The sequence below is a fragment of the Pseudomonas sp. P8_229 genome, from assembly GCF_034008635.1.
In the GTDB taxonomy this organism is placed as follows: Bacteria; Pseudomonadota; Gammaproteobacteria; order Pseudomonadales; family Pseudomonadaceae; genus Aquipseudomonas.
Genome location: NZ_CP125378.1, coordinates 878,102 through 891,110 on the forward strand (window position 1 = coordinate 878,102; position 13,009 = coordinate 891,110).

General features: G+C 58.9%; 13 protein-coding genes. 3 read left to right on the plus strand and 10 right to left on the minus strand.

Annotated elements, in window-relative coordinates:
- Positions 1–6: 6 nt before the first annotated feature.
- The 3 genes from QMK55_RS03865 to QMK55_RS03875 form a co-directional block, all read right to left on the minus strand.
- Positions 7–744: an S-methyl-5'-thioinosine phosphorylase gene (locus QMK55_RS03865; RefSeq protein ID WP_320328699.1), complete on the minus strand. Its 738-nt coding sequence runs from the start codon at positions 742–744 to the stop codon at positions 7–9.
- 13 nt (positions 745–757) lie between these two features.
- Positions 758–1,768: a beta-N-acetylhexosaminidase gene (gene nagZ, locus QMK55_RS03870; protein WP_025111059.1), complete on the minus strand. Its 1,011-nt coding sequence runs from the start codon at positions 1,766–1,768 to the stop codon at positions 758–760.
- 158 nt (positions 1,769–1,926) lie between these two features.
- Positions 1,927–2,634 (minus strand): TetR/AcrR family transcriptional regulator, encoded by a 708-nt coding sequence (locus QMK55_RS03875; protein WP_007961819.1) that lies wholly within the window; start codon positions 2,632–2,634, stop codon positions 1,927–1,929.
- A gap of 229 nt (positions 2,635–2,863) precedes the next feature.
- Here QMK55_RS03875 and lexA point away from each other — a divergent pair, with 229 nt between their 5' ends.
- Together lexA and sulA are read left to right on the plus strand one after the other, a co-directional pair.
- Positions 2,864–3,472: a transcriptional repressor LexA gene (lexA, locus tag QMK55_RS03880; RefSeq protein ID WP_003226590.1), complete on the plus strand. Its 609-nt coding sequence runs from the start codon at positions 2,864–2,866 to the stop codon at positions 3,470–3,472.
- Positions 3,473–3,482: 10 nt separating this feature from the next.
- The gene (gene sulA / locus QMK55_RS03885) at positions 3,483–3,956 is read left to right on the plus strand and encodes an SOS-induced cell division inhibitor SulA (RefSeq protein ID WP_102356362.1); all 474 of its coding nucleotides are present in this window, start codon (positions 3,483–3,485) and stop codon (positions 3,954–3,956) included.
- Positions 3,957–4,051: 95 nt separating this feature from the next.
- On the opposite strand, the gene QMK55_RS03890 is transcribed toward sulA, so the two are convergent.
- The 7 genes from QMK55_RS03890 to QMK55_RS03920 form a co-directional block, all read right to left on the minus strand.
- A complete protein-coding gene (locus tag QMK55_RS03890; RefSeq protein ID WP_003226592.1) occupies positions 4,052–4,285 on the minus strand; it encodes a hypothetical protein in 234 nt (77 codons plus the stop codon).
- 106 nt (positions 4,286–4,391) lie between these two features.
- Entirely contained in the window at positions 4,392–4,916 is a 525-nt protein-coding gene (locus QMK55_RS03895; protein WP_102356363.1) for a DUF6586 family protein, read from the minus strand.
- A gap of 145 nt (positions 4,917–5,061) precedes the next feature.
- A complete protein-coding gene (gene topA, locus QMK55_RS03900) occupies positions 5,062–7,692 on the minus strand; it encodes a type I DNA topoisomerase (protein WP_102356364.1) in 2,631 nt (876 codons plus the stop codon).
- 114 nt (positions 7,693–7,806) lie between these two features.
- Positions 7,807–8,043, minus strand: coding sequence for a DUF1653 domain-containing protein (locus tag QMK55_RS03905; protein WP_007961814.1), 237 nt, complete (start codon positions 8,041–8,043; stop codon positions 7,807–7,809).
- 99 nt (positions 8,044–8,142) lie between these two features.
- Entirely contained in the window at positions 8,143–9,318 is a 1,176-nt protein-coding gene (fadA, locus tag QMK55_RS03910) for an acetyl-CoA C-acyltransferase FadA (RefSeq protein ID WP_102356365.1), read from the minus strand.
- Positions 9,319–9,347: 29 nt separating this feature from the next.
- A complete protein-coding gene (gene fadB / locus QMK55_RS03915) occupies positions 9,348–11,495 on the minus strand; it encodes a fatty acid oxidation complex subunit alpha FadB (protein ID WP_320328700.1) in 2,148 nt (715 codons plus the stop codon).
- A gap of 528 nt (positions 11,496–12,023) precedes the next feature.
- Entirely contained in the window at positions 12,024–12,461 is a 438-nt protein-coding gene (locus tag QMK55_RS03920) for a hypothetical protein (RefSeq protein WP_025111052.1), read from the minus strand.
- Positions 12,462–12,565: 104 nt separating this feature from the next.
- On the opposite strand from QMK55_RS03920, the gene QMK55_RS03925 reads away from it, so the two are divergent.
- Positions 12,566–13,003 carry a universal stress protein gene (locus tag QMK55_RS03925; RefSeq protein ID WP_102356367.1) on the plus strand — a complete coding sequence of 146 codons (438 nt, stop codon included), beginning with the start codon at positions 12,566–12,568 and terminating at the stop codon, positions 13,001–13,003.
- Positions 13,004–13,009: the final 6 nt, after the last annotated feature.

Below are 13,009 nucleotides of genomic sequence, written 5' to 3' on the forward strand. Positions count from 1 at the left end.
CAGCCCTTAGCTGGCCAACACCCGCGCCAACGTCGACTTCACCTTGCCCATGCCGTCATGCAGCGCCTGCTCGATCTCGGCCATGGTGATCACTTCGGTGGTCTTGCCCGCTGCCGGATTCACCACCAGCGCCAGACAGGCGTAGTCCAGATCCAGCTCGCGGGCCAGTGCCGCTTCCGGCATACCGGTCATGCCGACGATGTCGCAGCCGTCGCGCTCCAGTCGCACGATCTCGGCCACGGTTTCCAGACGCGGGCCCTGGGTGCAGGCGTAAACGCCTTGATCACTGTATTCGCAGCCTTCGGCCGCCAGCGCGGCGATCAATTGCTGACGCAGCGGCTCGCTGTAGGGAAAGCTGAAGTCGATGTGGGTGACATGTTCCAGATCATCGGCGAAAAACGTGTGTTCGCGACCGCTGGTGTAGTCGACGATCTGATGCGGCACGCAGAAATGTCCGGTGCCCATGACCGGGTGAATCCCGCCCACCGCGTTGACCGCGATGATCGCCTCGGCGCCAGCCTGCTTCAGTGCCCACAGGTTGGCGCGGTAGTTGACCTTGTGCGGCGGGAAACGGTGCGGATGGCCGTGACGGGCGAGGAACAGCACTTCCTTGCCGGCGTATTCGCCAATTTGCACGTCGGCCGATGGCGCGCCGTAGGGCGTGTCGACTGCCAGCGACTGGCGAATGGTCAAGCCTTCGAGCTGGGTCAGGCCGGTGCCACCGATGATTGCGTAAACCGTCATAACGAATGAGTCCTTAATCGATCAATTGAGCATCTTTGAGCGCGCCGATGGCGGTAAGCCAGCGCGGGTCCTGACGGTAGTCGGTGCTGGCGAACGCCTGCCCGCGCATCCGCGCAATGCGCGCGGACGGCTTGACCTTCATTCGTTGTGCAGCACTCAGGGCCAGTTCGGCCGCAGCACGGTCGTTGCACACCAGGCCCATGTCGCAACCGGCGCTGAGCGCAGCTTCGATACGGCTGGCGGCATCGCCGACCACGTGGGCACCGGCCATCGACAGGTCGTCACTGAAGATCACGCCGTCGAACTGCAGCTCGCCGCGCAGGATGTCCTGCAACCAGCGACGGGAGAACCCGGCAGGTTGCGAATCGACTTGCGGATAGATGACGTGCGCCGGCATGACCGCCGCCAACTGCTTGCTGAGCCGTGCGAACGGCACGAGGTCATTGGCGCGGATCTCGTCGAGGCTGCGTTCATCGTTCGGGATCGCGACGTGGGAGTCGGCTTCGGCCCAACCGTGACCGGGGAAATGCTTGCCGGTGGCGGCCATGCCGGCACTGTTCATGCCACGGATGAAAGCCCCGGCGAGCAAAGCGGCGCGCTCGGGATCACCCTCGAACGAACGGGTGCCGACCACGGCGCTGCGCTGGTAATCCAGATCCAGCACCGGGGCGAAACTCAGGTCGAGGCCGACCGCCAGCACTTCGGTGGCCATGATCCAGCCACATTGCTCAGCGAGGTATTCGGCATTCGGATTGTCGGCAATGGCACGCATCGCCGGCAGGCGCACGAAGCCTTGGCGCAGGCGCTGCACGCGACCACCTTCCTGGTCCACCGCCAGCAACAGATCCGGGCGAATCGCGCGAATGGCGGCGCTCAGCTCACGCACCTGGCGCGGATGCTCGATGTTGCGGGCAAAAATGATCAGGCCGCCCACTTCGGGCTGGCGCAACAATTGGCGATCCTCGGCCGTCAGCCAGGTACCGGCGACGTCCACCATCAACGAGCCTTGCAGGCCAGCAGTCATAGAGATTCCTTGAAAACGAAAAACCCGTCTCGCACGACATCGCCACCGAGGGCAATGCCCGGCAGGTTGGCGATGGTCAGGGGAAACGGGTTCAAAACGAGAGTCGACATGGGCGGCTAGCTTAGCGGATGTAAACTGCTGCGCCCACCCGTGTGCGGTTAAACCTTGGCGGCCACCGGGGTCGATTTGCTGCGCGGGCGCAGTTGGGCTGTCGCCATGGCCGGGTCGGTGACACCGGTTTCGGCACGCATGCCGGCCGCGAGGAACGGCACCATCAGGCGCATCACCTGCTCGATCGAGGTGTTGACGCCGAAATCGGTCTCGGCAATCGCGCGCAAGGCCTTGATACCCGACATGCTGAACGCAGCAGCGCCGAGCATGAAGTGCACGCGCCAGAACAGCTCGATCGGTGGAATGCGTGGTGCCGCTTCATTGACCAGCAGCATGTAGCGGCGGAATACCTTGCCGTACATATCTTCCAGGTAACGACGCAGGTGGCCCTGGCTCTGGCTGAACGCCAGGCCGAGCAAGCGCATGAAGATCGACAGATCGTTACCACTGCGTGGCTGAACCACCAGCGCCTGTTCAACGAGGATTTCCAGCAGTTCTTCAAGCGTCGGCTTGTTTTCAGGCTTGGCCTGACGCCGCTCCAGCTCTTTGTCGAGGCTGATGCAGAACGGCCCGAGGAAGCGCGAGAAAACCGCCTGGATCAGCGCTTTCTTGGAGCCGAAATGATAGTTCACCGCGGCCAGGTTGACGCCGGCCTTGCTGGTGATCAAACGCAATGAGGTTTCGGCGAAACCTTTCTCCGCGAACAACTGCTCGGCAGCATCAAGAATGCGTTCAACGGTTTCCGACTGGGCCATGGCTACTCCGCCTGACAAACACTTGTTTGAAACATACGTTTCAGCCTGTGCCTTGTCAAGCCTGCCAGTTCGTTTTGGGAATGGTCGGTCAGCTATTTAACCACACTCGCCCGCCCCATTTATAAGCACGACCACCGACCGTCCGGCGGCCTGCAAAAAAACGGGCATTGCCAAGACCGCTTCACTGTATATAATCCCAGTCACTGTATAAAAAGACAGAGCGATCAATATGCTAAAGCTGACGCCACGCCAAGCCGAGATTCTGGCCTTTATCAAACGCTGCCTCGAAGACAACGGCTACCCGCCAACCCGCGCGGAAATCGCTCAGGAGCTGGGCTTCAAATCGCCGAACGCGGCCGAAGAACATCTCAAGGCCCTCGCACGCAAAGGCGCCATCGAGATGACCCCGGGCGCCTCGCGCGGCATTCGCATCCCGGGCTTCGAAGCCAAGGCTGACGACTCCACCCTGCCGATCATTGGCCGGGTCGCCGCAGGCGCACCGATCCTCGCGCAGCAGCACATCGAAGAATCCTGCAACATCAACCCGGCTTTCTTCCATCCCCGCGCCGACTACCTGCTGCGCGTGCACGGCATGAGCATGAAGGACATCGGCATCTTCGACGGTGACCTGCTGGCGGTGCATACCACTCGCGAGGCACGCAATGGTCAGGTCGTCGTGGCACGTATCGGTGATGAAGTGACCGTCAAGCGCTTCAAGCGCGAAGGCAGCAAAGTCTGGCTGATTGCTGAAAACCCCGAGTTCGCCCCTATCGAAGTCGACCTGAAAGATCAGGAACTGGTGATCGAAGGCTTGAGTGTCGGCGTAATCCGCCGCTAAAGGAGGCTTTATGCAGTTCCCACACACACCTCAGCAAACACAACTGCCTTTATTCGAAGCGTTTCTGGCACAACCGATGGCGCCGACCCTGAAAGACGTGGTCGAGCGCCCCTGGAATGCCGAACCGGAAGTATTCAGTGAGCTGTCACTGCGCGGTGCGGCGGGGAACTGCCTGAACCTGCTCGCCCCGATCCTTCGCGAACTGAGCGAAGATCAGGACGCACGCTGGCTGACGCTGATCGCCCCTCCCGCCAGCCTGACCCAGACCTGGCTGCGCGAGGCCGGCCTTAACCGCGAGCGCATTCTGCTGCTGCAACCCCGGGGCGCGCAAAGTGCTCAGCAACTGGCCTGCGAAGCACTGCGTCTGGGTCGAAGCCATACGGTCGTGACCTGGCTCAACCCAATGAACACCGGTGCACGGCAACAACTGATCAGCGCTGCACGCACGGGCGACGCTCAGAGCCTGAACATTCGATTGGGTTGATTCACTTGTAACGCGCGCTGTGTGAAGCGCATGGCTTCTCCAAGGACAGAGAAGCCGACTTGATGCGGTATCGGCAAACGCCGAAAGGCAGGGGATCAGTGAAGAACCCGCGGCCCCTCTTCCTTATCAAACTCGCCTTCAACCATACGACCGGCCATCTGCACGCCGACGCTCAACATCGCCTTGGCGATTTCCACGTGCTGGCCTTGCAGGAACGCCTTGGCATCCTCGGAGAAATCCAGCGTCACCAGAGAACCCTCGTCCTCAGCCCTGCGCAGTTCGATTCGGCCGTCTGGTAACTCGACAATTTCTAGAAAGGACGTTGGCATATAGGTCTGTTCTCCACGAAAGGCAGGGATTATATAGACATCATTCAGGCTTCGCTCGGGATCTTGACCAGCAGCATGTTTCAGATTGCCACCGCGTCAATTGTCCTCAGCACTCATTCAAGCCTTCGCGAAAACGGATGGCCAGACCCTTGAGGTTCTGCCGCCAGCTCTCCAGTTCTTCGCGACTCAACTCCTGCGGCTCCTCTGTTTCATCCAGATTAACGGCCTGAATCAGTGGCTGGGTCACATCACCCTTTGGCTTGTGTGGCACTCGTGGTGGCTGGAACATCGCCGAATGCGCCACCAGCAGTTTCGCCAACCAGGTTCCAGGATTGCCCGCCAGCTCAACCATCTCGGCCAGCTCCGGGATCGCAATCGACTCCAGCACCTCGGGAGTCAGCAGCGTCTCTGCCCGCGGCGCATTGGCCTGAGGCAGACGGTAGAAACCGGCGATCTCATGGCACAGCCCCAGAAGCGCGCCGTAGAGGTGAAACAACGCCGATTCACGTCCAGCCTGAATCAACGCCAACGAGTTCATCGCCCGCCCTTCTTCGGCGCGAGCCAGAGCTTCCAGCGACAGGCCAGCGAAATAGATCTTCTGATTGGTGCGGGTATAGAGTTCGTGCGCCATGCCGGCAGTCTCCACAGCGAAATAATTGCGTCACACAGGCCGGACAGTGTCATAGATCAGCCGATCCCACCGCAAGCACAAAACAAAAAGGCCGCATGAAAACCCTAGGGTCATCAATGCGGCCTTTTGTGTATCGGACTAACGCTTACTCAGCCTTGGCTTTCGTGCGCTTGTCTTCAACTGTCCACTTGCCACCGTCGTAGTATGCTTTCCAGCCGGTAGGCTTGCCGTCGACCTCGGTCTGCACGTATTGCTCCTTGGTCTTGCGGCTGTAACGGATAACCGCAGGCAGACCATCAGGATCCTTCTTCGGCGCTTCGCACAGGAAGTGGTACTTCGGATCGATCTCGTCCTTGTGCGGCAAAATCTCGATCACCAGCGGAGCACGAGTCTCGCGGTTTTTCGGGAACTGACTGGCCGCCAGGAACAGACCGGAAGCACCGTCGCGCAGGATGTAGGTGTCGTTGACCTTTTCGCATTTGAGCTCAGGCATCTTCACCGGATCCATCTTCGGCGGCGCCGCATCACCGCTCTTCAGCAGTTTGCGGGTGTTCTTGCAGGTCGGGTTGGTGCAACCAAAGAACTTGCCGAAACGGCCGGTCTTGAGCTGCATCTCGCTGCCGCACTTGTCGCATTCCAGGCTAGGACCTTCATAGCCCTTGATGCGGTAGTTGCCCTCTTCGATTTCGTAGCCAGCGCAATCCGGGTTGTTGCCGCAGATGTGCAACTTGCGCTTCTCGTCGAGCAGATAGGCGTCCATCGCCGTGCTGCAGATCGGGCAGCGATGCTTGCCGCGCAGTACCAGCGATTCCGACTCGCCTTCATCATCCGCAGCAATCTCGTCGCCCGGCACCAGGTTGACGGTGGCCTTGCAGCGTTCTTTCGGCGGCAGGCTGTAGCCCGAGCAACCGAGGAACACACCGGTCGAAGCAGTACGGATCTGCATCGGACGACCACAAGTCGTGCACGGAATGTCGGTCATGACCGGCTGGTTGGCACGCATGCCGCTGTCCGGATTCTCCGCCACTTCAAGCTTCTTCTTGAAGTCACCGTAGAACTCATCCAGCACGTTTTTCCAGTCGCGCTCGCCTTGAGCCACGTCATCGAGGTTCTCTTCCATGCCGGCGGTGAAACCGTAGTCCATGAGATTCGAGAAGCTTTCCGACAGACGCTCGGTGACGATGTCACCCATCTTTTCCGAATAGAAACGACGGTTGTGCAGGGTCACGTAGCCGCGATCCTGAATGGTCGAAATGATCGCTGCGTAGGTCGAAGGACGACCGATACCGCGCTTTTCCATTTCCTTGACCAGACTGGCTTCGGAGTAACGCGCCGGCGGCTTGGTGAAGTGCTGGGACGGATCAAGCTTGATCAGCTTCATCACGTCGCCCTGTGCCATGTCCGGCAGAACGTCGTCATCGCCAGGCTTGGCGATCTGCGGCATAACGCGGGTGTAACCGTCGAACTTGAGGATACGGCCCTTGGCGCGCAGCTCGAAGTCGCCAGCACCTACGCTGACGGTGGTCGACAGGTATTGCGCCGGCAGCATCTGGCAAGCGAGGAACTGGCGCCAGATCAGCTCATAGAGGCGCTCAGCATCACGCTCCATACCCGCCAGCTTGCTCGGCGTGGTGTTGGCGTCAGAAGGACGAATCGCTTCGTGAGCCTCTTGTGCGCCTTCTTTGCTGCTATAGACGTTTGGCGTTTCCGGCAGGTACTTCTTGCCGAACTCGTCTTCGATGTAGGTACGCGCCATCGTCACGGCATCGGCCGAGAGGTTGGTCGAGTCGGTACGCATATAAGTGATGTAGCCGGCTTCATACAGACGCTGGGCCATCATCATGGTTTTCTTCACGCCGAAGCCCAGGCGGTTGCTCGCGGCCTGCTGCAGAGTAGACGTGATGAACGGCGCCGAAGGCTTGCTGCTGGTCGGCTTGTCTTCGCGCTTGACGATGCTGTAGCTGGAAGACTTGAGTTTCTCCAGCGCGGCCATGGCCTGAGCTTCGTTGAGCGGCTTGAAGGCTTCGCCTTTCTCGCGAGCTACTTCGAAACGCACGGTCGAGCCTTTGGTGGTGCCGAGATCGGCATGCACTTCCCAGTACTCTTCCGGGTTGAACGCACGGATTTCACGCTCACGCTCGACTACCAGCTTCACGGCAACCGATTGCACGCGACCGGCGGACAGGCCACGGGCGATTTTCGACCACAGCAGTGGCGAGACCATGTAGCCCACGACGCGGTCAAGGAAGCGCCGCGCCTGCTGAGCGTTTACACGATCGATGTCCAGTTCGCCAGGCTCCGAAAAGGCTTCCTGAATCGCCTTCTTGGTGATTTCGTTGAACACCACGCGCTTGTAGCGGCTGTCATCACCACCGATGGCTTCGCGCAGGTGCCAGGCAATGGCTTCCCCCTCGCGATCCAAGTCGGTTGCGAGATAGATGGTGTCAGCATCCTTGGCGAGCCGGCGCAGCTCTTCGATGACCTTCTCTTTGCCTGGGAGGATCTCGTACTTGGCTTTCCAGCCATGATCGGGATCGACACCCATGCGCGAGACCAACTGCTTGCGCGCTTTCTCTTTCGGCGTGAGCACCGGCCCTTCGCCCGCGGCAGCCTTGCCGCGCTTGGCGGCAGGCTCTTTGCTGGCGCTAGCCGAACCGCTGGTGGGCAGGTCTCGGATATGGCCGATACTCGACTTCACCACGTATTGGTTGCCCAGATACTTGTTGATGGTCTTGGCCTTAGCCGGGGATTCCACAATGACCAGCGATTTGCCCATGGATCAGAAAATTCCTGAATTCTAGAAGTGAAAGGCGGTTGGCGCCTGACGCGGCACCGCTATATATAGTGGCTACAAGGTGAGGTCAAGCACAGGGTTCTGTGCGCACTCGCCTTATGCCTTGGAAAAAAGGCTCGGTTCGGCTTGCACCAAAGCAAAGCGTGGCACCTGCTCGCCGTCAACCTCGACTGACTCGACGAACATGCTCAAAGGGCGCACCCAAAAGCCGTAATCGCCATACAGGGCTTGGTAAAAGACCACTTCTTCTTCGGTCTCGGAATGCCGCGCGACACTGAATACGCGGTACTGCGGACCTTTGTAATGTTGGTAGAGCCCAGGTTGTATCGGCATGTTTTGGCCCTCACTCAAATTTTTTCAAAATAAATACAAAAATAAATCCACAAAAACAAAAACCGGGGCACTTGGCCCCGGCTTCCATCGACGAGACGCTTAAACGCGTTCGAAGACGGTGGAGATGCCTTGGCCGAGACCAATGCACATAGTGGCCACCCCGAAGGTGCCGCTATTCTGCTTCATCACGTTCAGCAAGGTGCCGGAGATACGGGCACCGGAGCAACCGAACGGGTGACCCAGAGCGATCGCGCCGCCGTGCAGGTTAACCTTCTCGTTCATCTTGTCGAGTACTTTCAGATCTTTCAGCACTGGCAGGGCCTGTGCAGCGAAAGCTTCGTTGAGCTCGAAGAAGTCGATATCGTTGATGCCCAGGCCCGCACGCTTCAGGGCTTTTTGTGTAGCCGGCACTGGACCATAGCCCATGATTGCCGGATCCACACCCGCCACTGCCATCGAACGGATCACGGCCATTGGCTGGATCCCCAGGTCCTGCGCACGCTGCGCCGACATCACGATCATGCACGAAGCACCATCGGTGATCTGCGACGAGGTACCTGCAGTCACGGTGCCGCCCTTTGGATTGAAGGCAGGCTTGAGGGCCGCCAGGCTTTCCAGGGTGGTTTCCGGACGAATGGTTTCGTCGTAGTCGAACAGCTTCAGGAAGCCGTTTTCATCGTAGCCCTGCATCGGGATGATTTCGTCTTTGAACTTGCCTTCCACCGTCGCTTTATGGGCGAGCTGGTGGGAGCGCACGCCAAAGGCATCCTGCTGCTCACGGGTGATGCCGTGCATCTTGCCGAGCATTTCAGCGGTCAGGCCCATCATGCCCGAGGCTTTCGCTGCGTACAGCGACATGTGCGGGTTCGGATCGACACCGTGCATCATGCTCACGTGGCCCATATGCTCGACGCCGCCAACCACGAACACGTCACCGTTACCGGTCATGATCGCTTGCGCAGCAGTGTGCAGAGCACTCATCGACGAGCCGCACAGACGGCTGACAGTCTGGCCGGCCGAGGTGTGCGGGATCTGGGTCATCAGCGACGCCATGCGCGCGATGTTCCAGCCCTGCTCCAGGGTCTGGTTGACGCAGCCCCAGATCACGTCCTCGACTTCAGCAGGATCGACCTTGGAGTTGCGTTCCAGCAATTTGCTGATCAGGTGCGCCGACATGTCTTCGGCGCGGGTGTTGCGGTGCATGCCGCCCTTGGAGCGGCCCATCGGAGTACGACCGAAGTCGACAATCACGACGTCTCTAGGATTCAAGCTCATAAGTTCACTCTCACTCTAGTTGGGGGCGCTTAACCGAAGAAGCTCTGGCCGTTTTTGGCCATTTCGCGCAGCTTCGCGGTCGGGTGGTACAGCGCGCCCAAATCAGCGTACTGGTCAGCCAGGGCAACGAACTCGGCAACACCGATCGAATCGATGTAGCGCAGCGCACCGCCACGGAATGGAGGGAAACCGATACCGTAGACCAGACCCATGTCGGCTTCGGCGGCGGTTTCAACGATGCCATCTTCCAGGCAACGCACGGTTTCCAGGCACAGCGGGATCATCATCCAGTTGATGATGTCTTCGTCAGTGACTTCGCGCTGCTCGTAGACGATCGGCTTGAGCACTTCCAGTACCGACGGATCGGCGACTTTCTTCTGCTTGCCTTTCTTGTCGGCCTCGTAGGCGTAGAAGCCCTTGCCGTTCTTCTGGCCCAGGCGCTTGGCTTCGTAGAGCACGTCGATGGCCGAACGACGGTCATCCTTCATGCGATCCGGGAAGCCTTCTGCCATTACGTCACGACCATGGTGACCGGTGTCGATGCCGACCACGTCCATCAGGTACGCCGGGCCCATCGGCCAGCCGAATTTTTCCATGACCTTGTCGATACGGACGAAGTCCACACCGGCACTGACCAGTTTGGCGAAACCGCCGAAGTACGGGAACAGTACACGGTTGACCAGGAAGCCCGGGCAGTCGTTGACGACGATCGGGTTCTTGCCCATTTTCTTGGCGTAGGCAACGGTGGTGGCAACAGCCAGCTCGCTGGACTTCTCGCCACGGATCACTTCCACCAGCGGCATCATGTGCACCGGGTTGAAGAAGTGCATGCCAACGAAGTTTTCCGGACGCTTGAGGGCCTTGGCCAGCAGGCTGATGGAAATGGTCGAGGTGTTGGACGCGAGGATGGTGTCCTCTTTGACCTGGCCTTCGACTTCAGCCAGCACGGCTTGCTTGACCTTCGGGTTCTCGACCACGGCTTCAACAACCAGATCGACGTGACCGAAGTCGCCGTAGGACAAGGTCGGACGAATGCCGTTGAGTACTTCAGCCATTTTCGCGGCGGTCATGCGACCTTTGTCAACGCGGCCAACCAGCAGTTTGGCAGCTTCGGCCAGCCCCTGCTCGATACCGTGCTCGTTGATGTCCTTCATCAGGATCGGCGTACCTTTGGAGGCCGACTGATAAGCAATACCGCCACCCATGATGCCGGCGCCCAATACAGCAGCCTGCTTCACGTCCTTGGCGATTTCGTCGTAGGCCTTGGCCTTTTTCTTCAGCTCCTGATCGTTCAGGAACAGACCGATCAAGCTCTGCGCTGCAGAGGTCTTGGCCAGTTTGACGAAACCGAAGGCTTCGACTTCCAGCGCCTTGTCACGACCGAAGTTCGCGGCTTTCTGGATGGTCTTGATCGCTTCAACCGGCGCCGGGTAGTTCGGGCCAGCTTGACCGGCAACGAAACCTTTGGCGGTTTCGAAAGCCATCATTTGTTCAATGGCGTTCAACTTGAGTTTTTCAAGTTTTGGCTGACGCTTGGCCTTGAAGTCGAACTCGCCGGAAATGGCGCGTTTGATCAGTTCAAGGGCAGCTTCCTGCAGCTTCTCCGGAGCAACCACGGCGTCGACGGCGCTGACTTTCAGGGCGTCTTCAGGGCGGTTTTCCTTGCCGGCGGCAATCCACTCGATGGCGTTATCGACGCCGATCAGGCGTGGCAGACGCACGGTACCGCCGAAGCCTGGGTAGATGCCCAGTTTGACTTCCGGCAGGCCGATCTTGGCCTTGGTCGACATGACGCGGTAGTCCGCCGCCAGGCACATTTCCAGACCGCCACCCAGGGCGATGCCGTTGATGGCTGCTACGGTCGGAACGTTGAGGTCTTCGAAATCGCTGAAGATCTTGTTGGCTTCGAGATTGCCAGCAACCAGCTCGGCATCCGGCAGCTTGAAGTTGTCGACAAATTCGGTGATGTCGGCGCCGACGATGAACACGTCCTTGCCACTGCTGACGATCACGCCCTTGATCGAAGCATCTGCCTTGATGGCGTCTACGGCCTGACGCAGTTCGTTCAGGGTAAGACGGTTGAACTTGTTGACGGACTCACCCTTGAGGTCGAATTTCAATTCGACGATGCCACTTTCAAGAGCTTTAACCGTGATGGCTTTACCTTCGTAAATCATCAACTGATCTCCACGATATGGAAGCTGAACAGTACACGTCGGACGCAGGTAAACGGCTCGGCAGGACGCTTTTTCGTCGATGCTGACGCCAATCCACCCGGCACACCCGCCAACGCGATAGTCGGGATTCTGTAGGAGCAGTCTGTAAGACAAACGCTCAATTCATACGCCCGTTTGATTTGGGTACGTCACCTTCACGGAATTTCCAACAATTGTCAATCGCCCAAAATACGGGTTGAAATGCGACTTTGCGGTCACTTCCGTCGCACGCAGAGCTGCAACACGGCGCTGCATGCAAAGCCATTCATAGAATCAATAGTTAGAAAAGTCGCCCTAATTCGCAGCGAGCCTTGTTTAACAGGCTACGCTGGCTGGACTAAAGGGAGATTCGTTGACCGCGCAAAATCGAATCAGCGATAAAAACAGTTACCGGCCTGCCTGGCCAACCCCGCCCGATGAATCATGTCGGGCTTTTTATTGCTCGTCTGCCGGACGCTCCCCACCATTGCAGTGGGAAAAGTCCGCGAGTCACGCCAGCGCTTTCAGAGTCGCATCAATATCCTGCAAAACCGTCGCTTCGCCCTTCTCACCCCAGTACAAGGCGATCATCTGCTTGTCTGCCTCGACCTTGAAGACGTTGCCTGGCAACTTTTCGAAATGATTGAGCAGCGCCCGGTCTTCGCAGACTTCCTGCCATTGATTGACCCACACACCAGGCGATTTCTGCCAGTAGGTCCAGCACGCTGGCTGACTGCCACGCCGCGGTCGATGATATTGCGCACATGGACTCGGAGGCTCCTGAGACAGCCAGTGCGGCCACTCCTGAGGCGCCAGCTGCATGGCCAGCCCGATGCGCCGCGCCTCCATGCGCAGGGCCATCCGGCCGCTCTGCACGCGCGATGGGCGCAACCATGCCAGTGGACTCAGAACCACCAGCAGGATTGACACCACTAACCAGACCGTCATATCTCTACTCCCGACTTATAGGTGAGCGCATTGTGTCACTTTGGAACCAATGCGCTTGAAACCAGCCATACTTAACAATATTGAACCGTCACGAGGAGCACCTCATGCCCTACTCCCATATCCTGGTCGCCGTAGATCTGACCGAAGAGTGCGACCCAGTGATCCACCGCGCCCGAGAGCTGTCGGTGAGCAATGGCGCCAAGCTGTCGCTGGTGCATATCGTCGAACCAATGGCGATGGCGTTCGGCGGCGATGTGCCGATGGATCTGTCACAACTGCAACAGCAACAGTTCGATCAGGCCAAGGAGCGTCTTGAGCGCCTGAAAGCCAAATACTCAGAACTTGAAGGCGCCAACTGCCATCTGACCTATGGCCAGCCACGTCAGGAAATCCATCATTTCGCCAAGGAAAACCATTGCGATCTGATCGTGGTCGGCAGCCATGGCCGTCATGGCTTGGCATTGCTGCTCGGTTCCACGGCCAATGACGTGCTACACGGCGCGCCTTGCGATGTCCTCGCCGTTCACCTGATCAAACGCTGAAACACT